General features: G+C 68.2%; 11 protein-coding genes, 1 tRNA gene and 1 pseudogene. 8 read left to right on the top strand and 5 right to left on the bottom strand.

Translation table 11 applies throughout. The annotated features are described in order from the left end of the window. Positions 1-263: 263 nt before the first annotated feature. On the top strand, positions 264-497 hold the full coding sequence (locus tag ACTMVF_RS18950; RefSeq protein ID WP_003976229.1) for a hypothetical protein: 234 nt from the start codon (positions 264-266) through the stop codon (positions 495-497). Here ACTMVF_RS18950 and ACTMVF_RS18945 read toward each other — a convergent pair. Beyond that, positions 476-1,678, bottom strand: a complete 1,203-nt coding sequence (locus ACTMVF_RS18945; protein WP_441272239.1) for a glycosyltransferase 87 family protein — start codon at positions 1,676-1,678, stop codon at positions 476-478. The two genes, ACTMVF_RS18950 and ACTMVF_RS18945, sit on opposite strands and share 22 nt — an antisense overlap. Positions 1,679-1,790: 112 nt before the next feature. Between ACTMVF_RS18945 and ACTMVF_RS18940 the strand changes: the two genes are divergently transcribed. Next, positions 1,791-1,863: transfer RNA gene (locus ACTMVF_RS18940), tRNA-Ala, on the top strand. A gap of 121 nt (positions 1,864-1,984) precedes the next feature. On the opposite strand, the gene ACTMVF_RS18935 is transcribed toward ACTMVF_RS18940, so the two are convergent. Both ACTMVF_RS18935 and ACTMVF_RS18930 read right to left on the bottom strand, forming a co-directional pair. Further along, positions 1,985-3,595 carry an NADH-ubiquinone oxidoreductase-F iron-sulfur binding region domain-containing protein gene (locus ACTMVF_RS18935; RefSeq protein ID WP_441272238.1) on the bottom strand — a complete coding sequence of 537 codons (1,611 nt, stop codon included), beginning with the start codon at positions 3,593-3,595 and terminating at the stop codon, positions 1,985-1,987. After that, positions 3,592-4,908: a cytochrome b/b6 domain-containing protein gene (locus ACTMVF_RS18930; RefSeq protein ID WP_441272237.1), complete on the bottom strand. Its 1,317-nt coding sequence runs from the start codon at positions 4,906-4,908 to the stop codon at positions 3,592-3,594. The genes ACTMVF_RS18935 and ACTMVF_RS18930 overlap by 4 nt, the downstream gene beginning before the upstream one ends. A 470-nt stretch (positions 4,909-5,378) precedes the next feature. Between ACTMVF_RS18930 and leuS the strand changes: the two genes are divergently transcribed. From leuS to ACTMVF_RS18900, 6 genes and pseudogenes are all read left to right on the top strand, one after another. Then, positions 5,379-8,255 carry a leucine--tRNA ligase gene (gene leuS, locus ACTMVF_RS18925; protein ID WP_441272236.1) on the top strand — a complete coding sequence of 959 codons (2,877 nt, stop codon included), beginning with the start codon at positions 5,379-5,381 and terminating at the stop codon, positions 8,253-8,255. A gap of 347 nt (positions 8,256-8,602) precedes the next feature. Next, complete coding sequence (locus ACTMVF_RS18920) at positions 8,603-9,346, top strand: hypothetical protein (RefSeq protein WP_441272235.1); 744 nt, start codon at positions 8,603-8,605, stop codon at positions 9,344-9,346. 93 nt (positions 9,347-9,439) lie between these two features. Continuing rightward, positions 9,440-10,285, top strand: a complete 846-nt coding sequence (locus ACTMVF_RS18915; RefSeq protein ID WP_403329250.1) for a DegV family protein — start codon at positions 9,440-9,442, stop codon at positions 10,283-10,285. Positions 10,286-11,126: 841 nt separating this feature from the next. Next, positions 11,127-11,990, top strand: coding sequence for a helix-hairpin-helix domain-containing protein (locus ACTMVF_RS18910; RefSeq protein WP_441272451.1), 864 nt, complete (start codon positions 11,127-11,129; stop codon positions 11,988-11,990). Beyond that, positions 11,987-13,132: pseudogene (locus ACTMVF_RS18905) on the top strand (ComEC/Rec2 family competence protein); the annotation flags it as partial. The gene ACTMVF_RS18910 and the pseudogene ACTMVF_RS18905, both read left to right, overlap by 4 nt. A 19-nt stretch (positions 13,133-13,151) precedes the next feature. Beyond that, complete coding sequence (locus ACTMVF_RS18900; protein ID WP_441272234.1) at positions 13,152-13,583, top strand: hypothetical protein; 432 nt, start codon at positions 13,152-13,154, stop codon at positions 13,581-13,583. A gap of 137 nt (positions 13,584-13,720) precedes the next feature. Here ACTMVF_RS18900 and ACTMVF_RS18895 read toward each other — a convergent pair whose 3' ends face one another. Together ACTMVF_RS18895 and ACTMVF_RS18890 are read right to left on the bottom strand one after the other, a co-directional pair. Then, positions 13,721-17,923 carry an nSTAND1 domain-containing NTPase gene (locus ACTMVF_RS18895; RefSeq protein WP_441272233.1) on the bottom strand — a complete coding sequence of 1,401 codons (4,203 nt, stop codon included), beginning with the start codon at positions 17,921-17,923 and terminating at the stop codon, positions 13,721-13,723. Beyond that, positions 17,920-18,330 carry a hypothetical protein gene (locus ACTMVF_RS18890; RefSeq protein ID WP_441272232.1) on the bottom strand — a complete coding sequence of 137 codons (411 nt, stop codon included), beginning with the start codon at positions 18,328-18,330 and terminating at the stop codon, positions 17,920-17,922. The genes ACTMVF_RS18895 and ACTMVF_RS18890 overlap by 4 nt, the downstream gene beginning before the upstream one ends. Positions 18,331-18,683 lie beyond the last annotated feature (353 nt).

Genomic DNA, 18,683 nt, shown 5'->3' with positions numbered 1-18,683 from the left:
TACTGAGGCGTCGCTGACCGTATTGGTCCGGCCGTGGCAGAATCAAACGGCCGGAAGGGAGCGCGGCCCGACGGGAGGGAGTAGCGATGCCTGCGAGCATCCTCGGAGAGGGCGGTCACCTCTTCGAAGCGGCGTTGACACGGGATACGATCACTCGCCTCAGCTGCCCTTCCTGCGGTTCCGTCCATGTCGCCCAGCTCCTTGGCGACAACGGCGGAATTTCCTACGTGTGCACGGCCTGCGGCCACAGCTGGAGCTGATCGATGGGTGCACACAGGCGAAAGTGCGACTGGTGCGGCAGCGGAACGCCGATCGTCCGTGACATGGAACCGGTGAACCCCGACTACCAGTACTGGTGCGAGGAATGCGCGCGGGCGCTGATCATAAAAGGCGATCCGATCGAGACGTACCGTGAACTCGAGGGCGAACCGATCTACGGCCGTCTCCTCGAAGAACACTGCACGCTCAAGCGCTTCTATTCCTTCGTCACGGCTTGACCGAGGCGGGGGTTGCTGACGGCGATCCCGGTGATCACGAGGAAAAGGCAGCCGGCCGTCCCGTAGAGGGCGGACAGCGTCAACTCGATGCCTGTTTGGTGTAGTTCGTGCCGTCCCGGACCGTGCGGCACCCACCACAGGGCGTACGAGGCGAAGACCAGCAGCACGCCCACCGCGGCGGCACGGTACGCGTGCGTGCCGAGGAGCAGGACGACCGGCAGGCACCAGACCCAGTGGTGCGACCAGGACACCGGGCTGATGAGGAGCGCCGTCACCGCGCACGAGGTCACCGCCCAGGCCCGCTGCCCACGCAACTCCGCCGCCACGGCCACGCCCAGCCCTGCAACGCCCACCACGGCCGCCGCGACGAGCCAGGCAGCCCCGGGCTCCGGAGTGTGCAGCAGCCGCGCGAGAACGCCGCGCAGGGCCTGGTTGGCGGTGTCCTCGGCGTGCCCGACGCGCCCCGCCGCGAACACCATGCGGCTCCAGAAGCGCCAGGAGTCGTACGGCAGTACGGCAACGGCCAGCAGGGTCGCCCCGGTGAACCAGGTGGCCGCCAGGTGCGCGTGCCGCAGCCAGGAGCCGCCGCAGCCGTGCCGACGCCGGGCCACGACACCGGTGGCGAGCAGGAACACCACGAACAGGGCGGGCGTCAGCTTGACGGCCGCGGCGAGCCCGATGCCGACGCCGGCCCAGCGGTCTCCCGGGCGCCGTGACAGATCCCACAGCACCAGGACGGCGAGCAGCAGATTGATCTGCCCGTAACGCAGCGTCGTCCACACCGGCTCGCACCACACGGCCACCGCCGAGACCCACCACAGACTCTCCACGCGCGCGTGCCCGACCAGACGCAGCGACAGCCCTGCGAACGCCACCAGCAGCGCGAGGTTCCCGGCCGTCGCCACGGTGCGCATGGTCGCCGTATCGAGGAGCGTGAGGGGAGTGAACAGCAGGGCCGCGAACGGGGGATAGGTCGTCGGCAGTCGGGCGGCTGTCGTCCGCAGCGCGTACAGGTCGCCTCCGGCGCGTACGGTCGCGCCCTCGGCCCGGTACACCATCAGGTCGATCATCGAGACGTGCGCGGCCCGCTGCGCCACCCAGAACGCGGCGAAGGAGACCAGGCAGGCGGCCAGGGCGACCGGCGCTCGACGGTGAACTCCGGGTGGCGCGATCACGGTCACGGAACCCGACATTAGTGCCCGTATCGGCGCGGACGGGAAACGATTTGGTGCTGCACGAGGTCGACCGGTAATGTTGGCGTCGCCGCCGGGGAAACCGGGCGGACCAAAGCAAGGGGCTATAGCTCAGTTGGTAGAGCGCCTGCATGGCATGCAGGAGGTCAGGAGTTCAATTCTCCTTAGCTCCACAGCAGATCCCGCCGGATCAGTACGATCCGGCGGGATCTTTTTTGTCTGCGCACCATGGCTTGCGCCGTGTGAGAACGAGGGGTCGTCCGACTCGGACGACCCCTCTACGCGCGCGTGCCCTCAGCGGCCCAGGGCGCGTCTGCCGCGGCCCTGGGAGAGGACCGGCAGGTTGCGGGACGATTCCTGGCCGCGCGTGTCCTCCTCGATGCGCAGGGCCAGGGCGGGGCAACGGCGCACCGCGCGCAGGGCCTTGGCCTCGGCGTAGCGAGGGACCTTCGCCTGGGCGACGGTCGGGAAGCCGTCGGCGCCGAGCTGGAAGACCTCCGGGAGGATGTCCGCGCACAGGCCGTGGCCACGGCACAGCGTCCAGTCGACGTGGATCTTCTGGCGGCTCGGACCGTTCTCCTCCGACTCGGCGCCACCCGGGATGCCCGACGGGGCCCTGCCGCCCTCGAAGAGCGGCAGAACGCCCTCCACGGGCCGTCCGCAGCCGTTGCCGAGGACGTGTGCCGCGAGGTCGTCGGTGAACGCCTTGATGGTCGACTCCAGGAACATCGCGGAGCCGTCCGGGTGCGAGCACGCGCCGCGCCGCTTCACGTTCTTGGCGACCTGCTTGAGCGCCTCCAGGGCGGCCGGGCCACCGCCGTTGAGGATGTCCTCCAGGCCGCGCGCGGCGGCCGGCAGACCGAGGTAGCAGGGGCCGCACTGGCCCGCGCTCTCCTCGGCCAGCCACTGCGCCACCCGCAGCGACTCACCCAGCGGGCACGTCTCCTGAGTGATCGGCAGGATCGCGCCGGCGCCGAGCGCGCCGCCCACCGCGTCCAGGGAGTTGCGCGAGACGATCGCCTCGTTGACCGTCGCCGCGTCGATCCACTTGCCGTGGTAGCCGCCGGTCAACACGCCCTGCGGGACGGGCGGGGCGCCGGCGAGCTGGAGGACGTAGCGCAGCGGTACGCCCGTGGGGACCTCGATCACCATCGGGCGGGCGACCGCGCCGGAGACCGTGAGCATGACGGTGCCCGGCTCGTCGTACAGGCCGGTGTTGCCGTAGCGCTCGGGGCCGATGCGGGCGGCGATCGCCAGCTGGGCGAACGTCTCGGCGTTGGACAGCAGGGTGGGGGCGCCACCGACGCCGTTCTGCGAGGCGCTGACCTTGCGGCCGGGCGGGATCGCCGGGCCGCCGTCGATGGAGCGGATCAGGGAGGCGGCGGCGCCGGTGACCATGCGCACCGGATTGCGCTGCACCCACGCGCGTAGAGCGGAGCGGCGGCTGTTGCTGAGGCCGCGTTCGGCGAGGGCGGCCTCCATGGAGCGCTGAGTCGATTCCCGGGTGACCCCCACCACGAGCGTGCGGGCACCCAGGGCCTCGGCGCACAGCAGCGCGCCGTCCAGGATGAGATGCGGGGCACGGTTGATCATCACCGTGTCCTTGCGACAGGCCGGTTCGTCCTCGCTGCCGTTGACGACCACGACCGGCCGGACACCGCGCTTGATCGCGGCCTCCGCGACCGAGCGCAGCTTCTTGTGGAAGGGGAAGCCCGCGCCGCCGCGGCCCTTCAGGTTGATGTTCTCGGCGAGCTTCGCGAGCTGCTCGCCGCCCATCGGTTCGAGCGGCCCGTGCACCTTCAGATGCATGGGCAGATCGAGCCTTTCGACAAGGTCGAAGCCCGACGTCAGCTGGGGAAGGCCGACGACGCGGACTTCGGGGACGTCGGGCAGGGCCTCGTTCACTTAAAGCCTCCGGAAGGCGTGTTCCAAGGTTCGCCCGAACCCGGTGCGTCGAAGTCGTAGGAGGCACCGGGGAGTGTTTCAGTGGCGGGACCGCTGTTGTTGTACGTGTCGTTCTGGTTGTACGTACCGAAGACGGCGTTCGTCTCAGACGTGTCGTACACGTCACTCGAGCCGTAGCCGGAGGCGCCCGAATTGCCATAGACGGGGATGTTGTATCCCGTGTCGTTGAGCGGGTCGTAGGAGGACGGGGGCGCCTCGCCCACGGGCGGCGGGGAGGGGATCGGCCAGCTGCCCGAGGTGCTGCCCGAGCCGTCGACGCGCGGGATCATCTCCGTCGGCTGCATGTCCAGGGGCAGGTCCATGCGTGCGGTCTGGTCGGCCATGTAGGGCTGCTGGCGGCCCTGGGAGCGGGGCGAGACCGCGCGGTAGGCGGCGGCGAAGCCGCCTGTGGACTCCGCAGAGGCGGGAGCCTGGGAGGGCATGCCGGGCAGCGAGCCCGTCCGCTCGTCGCGCGACCGCCGTGACGGGCGCTGGTTCTCGTAGCCCGGCAGCGCGGACCCGGACGCCGCCCTGGCGCGGCTCTCCTCCAGGTCCTCGCGGGCGCCCGGCTCGCTGCCGATGAGCTGGGCGAGCCGGTCGGCGAACTTGCGCTTGACGGGGCGCGGGGAGGCGCGCAGTGCGAGGGCCGCGGCGACGGCGACCACGCACAGCTCGTAGCAGACCACGAAGAACGTCGCCGCCGGGCGGCCGGCGAACAGCCCGTGGATCAGGGCGGCGCACCAGGCCGGGTAGGCCAGCATGTGCATCGCGCGCCAGCGCGCGGCGACCAGGGCCGGGGAGGCGAACTGGGTGCGCAGCGCGCCGGTGACGCCCACGAAGATCATGAGCAGGGCGGCCAGGGAGCCCAGGCCGATCAGGAAGGCGCTGCCGGGGATTTCGTCGCCGCCGAAGAACACGAGGCTGAAGGGGATCAGCGCGGCGATCGGGCTGGCGTGGTCCAGCGCCAGCTTCACGCCGATGTGCACCAGCAGGAACGCGATCGATGCCACGGCGGTCACCCGGTGGATGCCCTGCGCGATGATCCGCTGGCGGGTGTTGAGGATCATCCGGTCCTGGGCGACGAGGCCCCAGATGACCGAGCAGGTGAGGCAGACGAGTGACAGGACGCCGGCACCGAAGTTGAGGAACTCCTGGAGCCAGGTGCCGCCGAGCAGCACGACCAGGGGTATGAGCAGCAGAACAGCAGCGGTCGCCACCCCATAGGCCGACCGGCCCGGCTTGGGGAGCGAACTGTTACTACGACGAGGGTTCATGGGGGCAACTCCGAGCGGTTCGGGAAGGCGGTCCCGCTGCCGCACTCTAAGTGGCTCCATACCGAGGGGTACGGCGTTTGAGTTATTGCGTTGTTATCTACGGGCTGCGAGGGGTGGGCGATGTCCCTTAGCGACTGTTACGCCAGGTAACAAGTGAACGTTGTTCAGCTTTTCGAGGTCTTCACAACTCTCAGGTACGGAACTCGGGGCGCTGTTGTTCACACGCGCCCCCGTCCAGAAGCCCTCGCGCCCCCCTGTCGGAAGGTCGTCGCGACGCGCTCGGGCGCTGCGGTACCCTGACGCCATGCGTGCCGTACGCCTTCTGCTTAGCGGGCCGCGCTGATCAGTCCCGACCGCCGGGTGAATCGGATGGTCGGAATCGGCGCGGCGTCCCCTCCTGTGCGAGGGGATTTTTCGTTTCCAGAGAACCGCAGCCGCTGGCAGAGACGATCGATGGAGCTTTGAGGATCATGAGCGAGACGAACCCCGCTGCCACCGCCGAGGTGGCCGCGCCGCACCGCTACACGGCGGCCATGGCTGCCGAGATCGAGGCACGCTGGCAGGACTTCTGGGACGCCGAGGGTACGTACGCCACTCCGAACCCCAAGGGCGACCTGGCGGGCGACCCCGAGGCCGTGGCCCGGCCCAAGAAGTTCATCATGGACATGTTCCCGTACCCCTCCGGTGCGGGCCTGCACGTCGGTCACCCCCTGGGCTACATCGCCACCGACGTCTTCGCGCGCTTCCAGCGCATGACCGGCCACAACGTCCTGCACACCCTGGGCTTCGACGCCTTCGGCCTGCCCGCCGAGCAGTACGCCGTGCAGACCGGCACGCACCCGCGCGTGTCCACCGAGGCCAACATCGAGAACATGAAGGTCCAGCTGCGCCGGCTGGGCCTGGGTCACGACAAGCGCCGGTCGTTCGCCACGATCGACCCGGACTACTACAAGTGGACCCAGTGGATCTTCCTGCAGATCTTCAACTCCTGGTACGACGACGAGGCGAAGAAGGCCCGCCCGATCTCCGAGCTGGTCGCCGCCTTCGAGTCCGGTGAGCGGGCCGTACCGGGGCACACGCGTGCGTGGAGCGAGCTGAGCGCCGCCGAGCGCGCCGACGTCCTGGGCGGGTTCCGCCTGGCGTACGCCTCCGACGCGCCGGTCAACTGGTGCCCCGGCCTGGGCACCGTCCTGGCCAACGAGGAGGTCACCGCCGACGGCCGCTCCGAGCGCGGCAACTTCCCGGTCTTCAAGGCCAAGCTGCGCCAGTGGAACATGCGGATCACCGCCTACGCCGACCGGCTGCTGGACGACCTGGACGCGCTGGACTGGCCCGAGGCCATCAAGCTGCAGCAGCGCAACTGGATCGGGCGCTCCGAGGGCGCCCGTGTCGACTTCCAGGTCGGCGACGCCGGAGCCATCACCGTCTTCACCACCCGCCAGGACACCCTGTTCGGCGCCACCTACATGGTGCTGGCCCCCGAGCACGACCTGGTCGAGAAGATCGTCCCGGCCGCCTGGCCCGAGGGCACTCACGAGGTGTGGACCGGCGGTCACGCCACCCCGGCCGAGGCCGTCGACGCCTACCGCAAGCAGGCCGCCTCCAAGTCGGACGTCGAGCGGCAGGCCGAGGCCAAGGAGAAGACCGGCGTCTTCACCGGCGCGTACGCGACCAATCCGGTCAGCGGCGAGCAGGTCCCCGTCTTCATCGCCGACTACGTCCTGATGGGCTACGGCACCGGCGCGATCATGGCCGTCCCGGCGCACGACAGCCGCGACTTCGCCTTCGCCCGCGCCTTCGAGCTGCCGATGCGCTGCGTCGTGGAGCCGAGCGACGACCGCGGCACCGACCCGGCCACCTGGGACGACGCCTTCTCCTCGTACGAGGCGAAGCTGATCAACTCCGCCAACGACGAGATCTCCCTGGACGGCCTGGGCGTCGTCGAGGCCAAGGAGCGGATCACCTCCTGGCTGGCCGACCGCGGCATCGGCGAGGGCACCGTCAACTTCCGGCTGCGCGACTGGCTGTTCAGCCGTCAGCGCTACTGGGGCGAGCCCTTCCCGATCGTCTACGACGAGGACGGCATCGCCCACGCCCTGCCCGAGTCGATGCTGCCGCTGGAGCTGCCCGAGGTCGAGGACTACTCGCCGCGCACCTTCGACCCGGACGACGCCGACACCCAGCCCGAGACGCCGCTGTCGCGCAACGAGGACTGGGTCAACGTCACCCTGGACCTGGGCGACGGGCCGAAGCGGTACCGGCGTGAGACCAACACCATGCCCAACTGGGCCGGTTCCTGCTGGTACGAGCTGCGCTACCTGGACCCGCACAACAGCGAGCAGCTGGTCGACCCGGAGATCGAGCAGTACTGGATGGGCCCGCGCGAGGGCCAGCCCCACGGCGGTGTCGACCTGTACGTCGGCGGCGCCGAGCACGCCGTACTGCACCTGCTGTACGCGCGCTTCTGGTCCAAGGTCCTGTTCGACCTGGGGCACGTCTCCTCGGCGGAGCCGTTCCACAAGCTGTTCAACCAGGGCATGATCCAGGCCTACGTCTACCGCGACAGCCGTGGCATCGCGGTGCCGGCCGCCGAGGTGGAGGAGCGCGACGGCGCGTACTACTACCAGGGCGAGAAGGTCTCCCGGCTGCTGGGCAAGATGGGCAAGTCCCTGAAGAACGCGGTCACTCCGGACGAGATCGCCGCAGAGTACGGCGCCGACACGCTGCGCCTGTACGAGATGGCGATGGGCCCGCTGGACGTGTCCCGGCCGTGGGACACGCGCGCGGTGGTCGGCCAGTTCCGGCTGCTGCAGCGGCTGTGGCGCAACGTCGTCGACGAGACGACCGGCGACGTGACGGTGGTGGACGCGGAGCCCGACGAGGACACGCTGCGTGCCCTGCACAAGGCGATCGACGGGGTGCGCGGGGACCTGGAGGGCATGCGGTTCAACACCGCCATCGCCAAGGTCACCGAGCTGAACAACCACCTGACCAAGGCGGGCGGTGCCGTGCCGCACTCGGTCGCCGAGGCGCTGGTGCTGATGGTCGCGCCGCTGGCCCCGCACATCGCCGAGGAGCTGTGGCGCAAGCTGGGGCACGAGGACTCGGTCGTCCACCAGGACTTCCCGGTCGCCGACCCGGCGTACGTCGTCGACGAGACCGTGACCTGCGTCGTGCAGATCAAGGGCAAGGTCAAGGCCCGCCTGGAGGTCTCGCCGGCCATCTCCGAGGAGGAGCTGGAGAAGGTCGCGCTGTCCGACGAGAAGGTCGTGGCGGCGCTGGACGGCGCCGGGATCCGCAAGGTGATCGTGCGGGCGCCGAAGCTGGTGAACATCGTTCCGGCGTAGGCCTCCGGCGTAGGCCTCCGGCGGTCGGGCCGGTTCGGATGCCGTGAGCGCGTCTGGCCGGTGCGGATTGCGTGAGCGCGTCTGGCCGGATCGGATGGTGTGAGAGCGTACGGCCGGTTCGGTTGTCGTGGGCGTCGGCCGGTCCGGATGCCGTAAGCGTGGGCAGCCGCTGGTCCGGATGCCGTGAGCGTGGGGCCGCCGGTTCGGATGCCGTGGTGTGCGGCGGGTGGCTCGGGGTGATCCCCTACGGGCAGGTTCGGGGTTCTGTTGGAACTCCGGGCCTGCCCGCTGCGTTTACCGTTGAAGAGTGATGCGGCATGTGTCGCGGCCGGTCGGAGGAGGAGTTCGTGGAAGCAGTGATCGCAGTCGTCGCCCTGCTCTTCGTGCTCTTCGTCGTGCTCGGCGCGTACGCCACGGTGAAGGTGGTCGGCGCCGCCAAGCGCAGGGTCGACGAGACCATCACCCACGCCCGGCGCACGGTCGAGGACCACACCCTGCGGGCCAAGTCCTTCGCCCAGGCCGGCCCGGTCGGTGAGCTCGCCCAGCTGCGGCTGAAGCTGCGCACCTCCATGCGGGCCACCCAGGACGCGCTGCGCGCGGGCGCGGCCGAGGACGAGTCCCTGAAGGAATCCCTCGGCCTCTTCCAGCGCCTCAGCGCACACGGGCACGAACTGGACGCCGAACTGCGGCGCCTGGAGTCCGAGCCCGACCGCGCGACGCTCGGCGAGCGGCTGCCCGACCTGCGCGAGCGCACCGAGCGCATCGTCCAGTCCGCGGACGCCCTGCGCTGGGCGGCCCGCGACCGGGCCCACCGCTTCGCCGGCGACGACCTGGACACCCTCAGCGCGCAGATCGACGTGGAGACCGGCGCCCTGCGGCACTGGCAGACGGCGGAGCCCTCGTCGTCGACGCCGCCGCCCCCATGGCCGGAGGCCCCGGCGGCCGAGGCCGCCGGGACGACCGAGCAGACCTGGCCGGACAGCCCTCGGTCGCAGCGGGCCGAGGAATCCACGCGGCCCGCCATCACACCGCCCGGCCCTCGCCCCACGTACCCCTGGCAGAAGAAACCCCGTCCCGAGAGCACGACTTGAGCACGGCCGAGCACGCCCTGATCAGGTCAAGGCATTCCCGGGTGAGCGGGGTCGGACTGCCGCCCGGGCGCTACGCCAGGTAACCTCCAGCTCATGTCCCGCCATGTCGCGATCGTCACCGATTCAACGGCCTACCTGCCGCCGCGGACGATGGAGCGCCACGGCATCACCGCGGTACCTCTGACCGTGGTCGTCGGCGGCCAGGCGCTGGACGAGGGCACCGAGATCTCGACCCGTTCCCTCGCCCAGGCGTTGCAGAAGCGACGCCCCGTCACCACCTCGCGTCCCAATCCTCAGGTCTTCGCGGAGCACTACCGCAAGGTCGCCGAGTCCGGCGCCACGGGCATCGTCTCCTTGCATCTGTCCGCCGAGCTCTCCGGCACCTACGACGCGGCGGTTCTCGCGGCGCGCGAGGCGCCGGTGCCAGTGCGGGTCGTCGACACCGGGATGGTCGCCATGGCGCTCGGGTTCTGCGCGCTCGCCGCAGCCGAGGCGGCCGAGACGGGCGGCACGGTGGACGAGGCCGTCACCGCCGCGGAGAAGCGGGCCGGGGGTACGGCCGCCTACTTCTACGTCGACACCCTCGACTATCTGCGTCGCGGTGGCCGCATCGGGGCCGCACAGGCGTTGTTGGGGTCCGCGCTCGCGGTGAAGCCGCTGCTGCAGCTGGAGGGCGGCCGGATCGGTCCGTTGGAGAAGGTACGGACGGCGTCCAAGGCGATCGCCCGCCTCGAGGAGATCGCGGCCGAGCGGGCGGGCAGCGCGCAGGTCGACATCGCGGTGCACCATCTCGCCGCGCCGGACCGGGCGTCGGCGCTGGCGGACCGTTTGCGGGGGCGAGTGCCGGGGTTGGCCGAGCTGCATGTGAGTGAGGTTGGGGCGGTTATTGGGGCGCATACCGGGCCTGGGTTGTTGGGGGTTGTGGTTTCGCCGCGGTGAAGGGGTTGGGCGTGGTGAAGGCGCGCTGTGGGGAAACCTGGCTGTGGTGGAGGCTGCGCTGTGGGGAAGCTTGGCAGCGGTGGCGACTGCGTCGTGTGATGGGGCGGCCGTGGTGACGGGTGCGTCGTGGTCGGGGGATTCGTCGTGGTGACGGGCTCTTCGGGTGGGTGCATCACTCGTGTGGGTGGCGGAGTTATCCACAACTGGGCAGTAATCCCCGGGAATTGAGCAAGATCATCGCCAATGTGGCGAGGTGTCCGATCCTCGTCGCATGGCACTTCGATCACGTACACGCAGCACGACGGCGACCAGCGGCCCGGGCCGCGGACCCCACTCCGACGGCCGCGCCCGTCACCGACGACGCATGCATGTCCGGGGGCGGACACGGCAGCGCCATGCGTCGGCCGAGGAGTTGCGGCGCAGGGCGGAGGTGATTTTCGCCGAACGGGCCGGGGAGTGGCGGGAGTCGGGGGCGGGGCCGCCGGTGTGGGGGGAGGGGTATGCCCCCGGGGCCGGGGCGGGGGAGATGCCTGGCCCGAGTGGCCCGAGTGGCCCGAGTGGGCTGAGTGGGCTGAGTGGGTTGAGCGGGCCGAGTGGATCTCGTGGACCGCGTGAACCGCGCGGACTCGTTTGGGAGGAGCCCGGTTGGCGTGCCGGGGCTGAGGATTCGGAAGCGGACCTGAGTGGCGCGCCGCGCGCTCGGGGGGCCGTGGGCATGGACGATCGGTACGCCGACTGGTCCGAGGGCTCGGGTGTGCCGCGTGTTGATGTGGCGACGCGTTTGGATGTCCTCCGGGCTGATGCGTCGCGTGCTGATCTGCCGCTGGACTCCGATGGGCCGCTGCACTCCGATGTGGCGCTGCGCTCTGATCTGCCGCTGGACTCCGATGTCTCGCGCGGTGATACCGCGCGTGGCCCGGACATGCCCGATGTCGACACGGGTGGCGGGGCCGGGACCAGGCCTGGACCCGGTGACGCGGGGGCCGGGGAGTGGCGGGCGCGGGTAGGGCCGGCTTTGCGGGAGCGGATGCCGGTGTGGTTGCAGACGAGGTGTGGGCTGGAGCGGCGGAGCGTGGTCGCGCTCACCGTGGTGCTCGTTCTCGCCGCCGGGTTTGCCGTGCAGCACTTCTGGGCCGGCCGGGCGCAGTCCGTGCGGGCGCCCGAGGTGGTGCGGGCGGCGGCTCCGTTCGGGGGAGGGGCGCAGGGTGAGGAGGCCGTGGCGGGGGCGTCGGCTGCCGCTGGGCCGGGTGCCGTGGGCACGGCCGCGGCGGAGATCGTCGTGGACGTCAGCGGCAAGGTGCGCGAGCCGGGGATCCATCGCCTGCCGGCTGGCTCGCGGGTCGCCGACGCACTGCGCGTCGCCGGTGGGGTCCGTCCCGGCACGAACACCGACGGTCTGAACCGGGCCCGGTTCCTGGTGGACGGCGAGCAGGTGATCGTCGGCGGTACGGTCGCCGCCCCCGGGGCTGCTCCGGGCTCGGGCGGTGCGGCGGTCACCGGGGCCGTACCTGCGGGGCCGGTCTCCCTCAACACGGCCACCGTGGACCAGCTCGACACCCTGCCGGGCGTCGGCCCGGTGTTGGCCCAGCACATCATCGACTACCGCACCCAGCACGGTGGCTTCCGTTCGGTGGACGAACTGCGCGAGGTCAATGGCATCGGCGATCGCCGTTTCGCCGATCTACGGAATCTCGTGCAGCCATGAGGCACGACGTCCGCGCACCCGACCTCGCGCCTTCCCGCGCCGTCGTTCATGCCGCCTCCGGGAACCGGCTCGGTGCCTCCCACCCCCGACAGGAAGGACCGACGGACCTGCGACTCGTCCCACCCGCGCTCGCCGCCTGGGCGACGGCGGCGCTGATGCTGGACGCCCCGACGGTGTGGGTGGGCGGGGCGGTGGTCGTATGTCTGGTGGCGGCGGGCGTACTGCTGCTGCGGCGGCGCGGTGGGGTGGGTGACAGTCGTGCGGCCGGGTCTGGGAGGGATTCTGCGCCTGGGCGGGACGACCCCCTGTATGGGCCGGACTCTGTGCCGGGGCGCTTCACGCGGCCGCGCAGGCAGGGCTCAGCGCTCCTCACCTGGCCGCGCATTTCGGTCGCTGCCGTCCTGCTCTGCGTCGCGGCGGCCGCTGCCTCCGCCGGGCTGCACGGGGCCGATCTGCGGCGTGGGCCGGTGCCCGGGCTGGCGCGGGAGTACGCCACCGTGACCGCCGAGGTCGAGGTCACCTCCGACCCCCGGCTCACCCGGCCCCGGGTCAAGGGGGATCACATGGCGCCGACCTCCGTGCTGATCAACGCGGACGTGCGGCGCGTCGAGGAGGCGCACGGCACGGCGGTGGTGACGCGGGCGCCGGTGCTGATGATCGTCGACGCGGCGCCGAGGTCCTCTGGGGCGGGGGACGGAAACGGGGCGCTGAGGGCTGGGGGCATGCACGGGGTGCCGAGACCCCCTGGGTCCGGGGACGTCAACGAGGCGTCGCAGTCCGCTGACGGCCGGCGTTCGCCCTGGCTGAGGCTGCTGCCCTCCACGCGGCTGCGGGTGACCGCGAGGCTGGCCCCGGCCCTGGTCGGCGGGGACCGAATCGCTGCCGTGCTGCGGGTGCGGGACCCGGCGATGCCGGAGGTCGTCGGGGAGCCGTCGGGGGCGCAGCAGCTGGCGGGGCGGTTGCGGGCGGGCCTGCGGGAGGCGACCGACGGGCTGCCGGCGGACGCGCGGGCGCTGCTGCCGGGGCTGGTGGTGGGCGACACCTCGCGGATCACTCCGGAGCTGGACGAGGCGTTCAAGGAGACCGACCTCGCGCATACGCTCGCTGTCTCCGGAAGCAACCTCACGATCATCCTCGCCCTGCCGTCCAGGAGGACCCGTCATGAGCCCCGCTCCCGATGAACGCGACCGCATCCGGGCCGCCATGGACCGGATCCTGGCCGACGCCCCCGAGCACTCCGACGGCGCCTTGACCATCGTGGCCCTCGCCCAGGAGGCCCAGGTCCCGCGCAACGCACTCACCCAGCGCCACCTGGACCTGAAGAACGACTTCTACGAGAAGGTCCGCGCCCGCGGCGCCATGCCGGACAGCGAGAAGCGACTGCGCCGCAAAGTGACCAAACTCAAGGAACTGCGGGCTGCGGACGCCAAAGAGCTTGCGGCCCTGCGAGCCGACGTCGAAGCATTGGTCGGCGCCCTGCACCAGGCGCAGATGGAGAATCGGCAACTGCGTCAGCGGCTCGCCGCTCCAGACCCCACGGTGCGCTCGCTTCCAACACAGCCCCGGCCGCGAGTTCCGCAGGGACGTTGTTGAAGCGACGGCACCGACATCCGAGCTCGTGGAAACATCAGCAGTGATCGCGGCCTCTGGGGTAGAAGTGATCAAGGCCGCGCGTGCCATGGTTCATCGAGCGCTTTGGTGATCGGCCTGGAGGCGGCAGCAGGAGCGGGTCAGTCGGAGCAGCTACCTCGCACGTAGCTGTGTCCGTCGATGAAGAGAATGTTGCCCAGCACCGGGTCATCGGATAGTGACCAGAGAGAGGCAACGGGCTCCTGTCCCTTTACCTGCAGGGACATCTCCGCGCCTTCGAACGTCACACGACCGGACATGCTCTCCATGCTCTCGTTCGCCATGGAGAAATTTCCTTCGCGTCCGAATGTGTATGTCCAGTGCCCTTCAGGAGCGTCGTTGCTTCCCCCACACCACGTTCCAACAATCGTGGCGGGTACCGAGGGATTCCCGCTCCGACTCGGAGGCGTGACTGGAACCTCTGGGGCCTGCTCGCTTGGTGTGACTTTTCGATGCGGAGGTGAAGTTTTCTGTGCAGTCGGAGGGGCGGTAGAGCTGCATGGCGGGTCGTATGAAATTCCGGGCAGATATCGCTCCCATTGCGCCTCGTTGATTGTAGTTGTGCTGGAACAGATCTTGTCTATGTTGCTCCTAACATCGAGGGGCCACAGCCGGATGGTGGTATCGGAACTGGCACTGGCTAGGAGAAGCCCGTCGTGGCTGTACTCGATGGAACGCACATCGTCGGTGTGTCCGGTCAGGGGTGTGCCGAATGGCTCAGGGGCAGCCAGGTCCTTCAGATCCCAAACCCGCACCGTACGATCATTTCCTGCGCTGGCCAGAGCCTTTCCGTCCGAGCGGAAAGCTGTTGCCCGTACGGCGCCGCTATGTCCATTGAGAGCTTTGCTGTACGTCATGGACCGGGAAGTATGAGAAAGATTCCACAATCGCAGACTTTGATCACTGCCGGCGCTGACTATCAGCTGCCCGACTGAAGCGAAATCAACTGAATAGATATCGCCGATTTTCTTGTGCATGAGAGGGGTGGTCTGCAGTTTTGGGCTGGTGGGTTCGGAAATATCCTGCAGTCGGACCCACTGGCGTCCGCCGGCATAGGCCAGTATTTTTCCGTCCCGACTGAAAGAGACATCATAAACGGGGCCGTCATGAAACACGCGATCGCTCAATAGGGTCGGATGGAGAGGATTGGCGACATTCCATAGTTGCACGTTTTTGTCGCCCCCTCCGCTGGCTAGGGTCCGGCCGTCGGGACTGAATGCCACCGAGGACACGAAATTCGAGTGCCCGGCGAGGGGCTTGCCCAGCGACTTCGGGTGGAGCGGGTCGCTAACGTCCCACAAACGCACTGTTCGGTCCTTGCCACCGCTTGCCAGAGTCCGGCCGTCAGGACTGAAGGCCACCGTGTAGACGTAATCAGAATGTCCGATGGGGATTCGGCTCAACGTTCTCGGGTGTGCCGGATCGGCGACATCCCACAGTCGCACTGTTGCGTCGTAGCCAGAACTGGCAAGAATGCGACGTTTCGGATTGAACGACACATCAGACACTCTGTGGGCATGCCCCAGAAGGATGGATGCCGGAAAACTCCATAGTCGTACGACTCCGTCGCTTCCGGCGCTGGCCAGGCCATGTCCGTCCGGGCTGAAAGCCACAGAGAAGATGGTGCCGATATGCCCGGTGAGCGCCTCACCCAGGGGAATCAAGCTACCCGTCGATGCCACGCTCCACAGTCGAACCGCATTATCCTGTCCGACGCTGGCCATTTTGTGGCCGTCCCTACTGAATGAGATCGAGTATATAGCGCCGATGTGTGCATTCGGCACTCCGCCGAGGGATTGCGGGTCCCCGCGTCGGCTGATGTCCCACAACCTGATCGATCTGTCCTCACCCGCGGTGGCCACGATGCGCCCGCCCGGACTGAAGGCCACTGCTCGGACACGCCCTCCTTGACCGGTCAGTGCTTTCGGGAGCGGCTTGGGTTTCTCCCAGTTCCTGATGTCCCAGAGCCGCGCCGACTCGTCGTGACCGGCGGTCGCCAACGTGTCTCCGTCTGGACTCAGCGCGATGGGTCCCGGAACCGGGACTTTTCCGCCCAATGGCAGGCCCAGAGATCTGGGCCGTATGGGATTCACCATATCCCACATCCGGACCATGGTACCGGCACTCACCAGCATTCTTCCGTCTGTACTGAACTTCAAAGATGTGATGGCTCCGATGCGGGGTATCAATTCATGACCCAGCGGCTTGGGGTGAGCGGGGTCAGCGGTGTTCCACAAACGAATCTTTTGGTCCGCGCCGGCGCTTGCCAGCACGTCCCCTTTTGGGTTGAACGCGACCGCAGTAACATAGCCTCTATGCCCGGAGATGGGCTTTCCCAGCGGCTTGGGGTGAGCGGGGTCAGCGGTGTTCCACAGGCGGACCTGTTGGTCCTCGCCAGCACTCGCCAACACATTCCCCTTGGGGTTGTACGTGACCGCGGCAACGTAGCCGCTGTGCCCCCTGAGGAGCTTGGACAACGGGGAATTTGCATGAGACATGAGTCGTGTGTGCATGGCGTCGCTTGGTCGCCGGCGGTAGGCGACGAGGTCAAGTTGCGCTGCCAGCGAACGATCGGTGTCTCGCAAAGCGTCCGCTTCAGCGATGAGACGACTGTGAATGGCGGCGTCACGCTCGCGCTGGGCGCTGGACCGTTGTTGGAATGCAATGAGGGCCGCACTCGTGGCGAGCAGGGAGAGTACAGACAAGACCACGACGACCGACCGGCGGCGCCGAACGCTCCGGTGTTTCGCTTGAAGGGAGGCTGAAAGAAAGGCTGTTGCGAGCGGACTGAGACGGCGTTCCTGAGGATTGTTGACCCATGAGACAACTGCCTCCAGTCGGGCGCCCCGATAAAGCAGGCCTGACTCGCGGCCATGGCGCTCCCACTCGACGGAAGTCTCCTCAAGTTTTTGACGGACCAGGCTGGTGTCACGGTCGGATGTGATCCACTGTCGCAGCCTTGGCCAGGCGTAGAGCAATGCCTCATGGGTGATCTCTACGGTGTCTTGCTCCGTGACCAGAAGGCGAGAGGCTACGAACATGTTGATGACATCATCCGCAACTTCTGGATGTGCGCTGATGTTCAGGAGATCGGAGTGGCTCACACGTCGACGAGTATCTTCGGTGCCCTCCCCGATTTTCACGAGATGCAGAAAAATTGCCCGGGCCACCTGTTGTCCAGGCGTATCGAGTCGGCCGAAGCGGCGTTCCGCAGTTCTTGCAATAGCGTGTTGAATCCCGCCTGTGGCCTTGTATGCGTCGACTGTAAGCGTGTTGCCATGCTTTTGCTGCCAGGTAGCGCGTAGCGCGTGCGCCAGCAGTGGGAGGCGTCCGGCCGCGTATGTTCCCGGAGCGTAAGGGTGCTCCGCGTCTTCGAAGGCGGTGCGGCCAAGATGACTTCCCAAGTCGCGCAATAGTAGATCCACGAGGCCTGGTTCGACATGCAGCCCCACATCAGCGGCCGGGTGTAGAATTGCAGCCTCTAGGCCTTCCCTTGACATAGGTCCGACAAGGAGTTGATTGCTCTGCAGAGTTCGGCGGAGTGCCGGGTAATTAGTGCACTGACTGTAGAAGTCGGCCCGCAAACCGTAGACGATGAGCCCTACAGGATCGCAATCAAACGCCCTCGGCTCACTTAGGGAATGCAGCAGGTCAAGAAATGTGGCCCTTTCCTCGCTGTCCTTGCACAGGGTGAACAACTCTTCGAGTTGATCGATCACCAGTACTAGTCTCATCGGCTCGGCCGGGCACTTCTCTCGTTGAGCTTCACGCAAGAGGCCAATGAAGCAGTCGGCGCCGTCAGACATAGCCTTCTTGAGCCTGGTCAATTCGAGTCCGGTTGCGCCCGCGAGCTGTGCGGCCAAGTTGGCCAAAGGGGCCGCCGTGGGAGTGAACATGACGTAAGGACCTGCGCCGGGCAGGGCGCCTCTGTCCAGCGCGGGTAACAAACCAGCTCTGAGCAGTGAGGACTTACCTGCCCCGGATGGGGCGACAACGGCGACAGGGCCGCAGTCTCCCAGGCGCTCGTCGAGGCGAACTAGAAGATCGGCAATCAAAGTGTCGCGACCGAAGAACCAGCGGGACTGTTCGGCGCCGAACGCCTTCAGCCCGGGATAGGGACATTCAACTGGTTCCGTACTCGATTCGATACGGCGAGCCCTGCGAACACCCGCGACGTAATGGAGATGTACGTCTCCCTCTATGATGTTCTGGTTCCCGTTGGCCTGGTAGATGCGCCCCCGTTCGGATGCTACTGCTTGAAATCGCGCCTGCTCAGCGATCGGTGGTTCGTCGGGTGCGGTCATGCGCCGGTGTTGTGCTGATCGCGGCCGGCTTGATACACCCTGCCGTTCCCCGATGCCTGGGCGTGCATGGTGGTGGGTGGGGTCTGCGCGCGCTCCTCGGCAGCCCGAGCGAAGTGGTCGGCTGTGATTCTGGCCAGGTCCTCCGCCGCCGACGGGTGAGATTGCAGCAGTTGCTGGAACCGTGACTGCCAGGCCGTTACCAAAGCCTGCTCGATTTCCGAGCCATCGGCCCGGCTGGCTTCCACTAGCCGTTCTCTAGTGAGCACGAGGTCGGCGTCAACCGAGTCGGCCTGCTCTGGGCGGACGCGCCGCCACCACGCAACTAGTCCGCTTCTGGCCTGCTGCCAGGCATCCGTGGCCATTGCGCCCACCAGAGCCGTTCCAGCCGCAAGAACGATCGGATCCATCCCGCCCCCACTTTGATGTCGTCTTCGGCGCATCAAGGCTATGCCCGGCCGCACGTCAGAAACCAGTGAAAGGCCGTGATACGTAGCCAACCAATGAGCGGCGTCGCGCACTCGCTTAGGCGATCGCCGACCCCGTGTTCGTACTTGCCCGTTCAAGGAACGCACGAGGCAGTCATACATGCTGCGTATGAGCCGTAACACAATCATGGTCGGGCATTCGTGAGCCGTCTCCAGCAGAATCACGACTGCCGTGAGCGCGCGCAGTACGGCGCGCGTTCACCGCTGCCGGACAGCACACCTAGGCCCCTCGCAGGACCTGGGCCTCGGCACCGTCCTTCCGGTGCGGGGTCCAC

Source organism: Streptomyces sp. SD31 (assembly GCF_052068475.1).
Taxonomy (GTDB): domain Bacteria; phylum Actinomycetota; class Actinomycetes; order Streptomycetales; family Streptomycetaceae; genus Streptomyces.
The sequence above is the reverse complement of the archived record's forward strand: the minus strand, read 5'-3'. Positions and strand labels throughout refer to the sequence as shown.

Excerpts from the sequence above, each read along its gene's own strand:
- ACTMVF_RS18950 (WP_003976229.1), top strand. The coding sequence starts at position 264 with ATGGGTGCACACAGGCGAAAGTGCGACTGGTGCGGCAGCGGAACGCCG.
- ACTMVF_RS18930 (WP_441272237.1), bottom strand. The coding sequence starts at position 4,908 with ATGAACCCTCGTCGTAGTAACAGTTCGCTCCCCAAGCCGGGCCGGTCG.
- leuS (WP_441272236.1), top strand. The coding sequence starts at position 5,379 with ATGAGCGAGACGAACCCCGCTGCCACCGCCGAGGTGGCCGCGCCGCAC.
- ACTMVF_RS18915 (WP_403329250.1), top strand. The coding sequence starts at position 9,440 with ATGTCCCGCCATGTCGCGATCGTCACCGATTCAACGGCCTACCTGCCG.
- ACTMVF_RS18900 (WP_441272234.1), top strand. The coding sequence starts at position 13,152 with ATGAGCCCCGCTCCCGATGAACGCGACCGCATCCGGGCCGCCATGGAC.
- ACTMVF_RS18895 (WP_441272233.1), bottom strand. The coding sequence starts at position 17,923 with ATGACCGCACCCGACGAACCACCGATCGCTGAGCAGGCGCGATTTCAA.
- ACTMVF_RS18890 (WP_441272232.1), bottom strand. The coding sequence starts at position 18,330 with ATGGATCCGATCGTTCTTGCGGCTGGAACGGCTCTGGTGGGCGCAATG.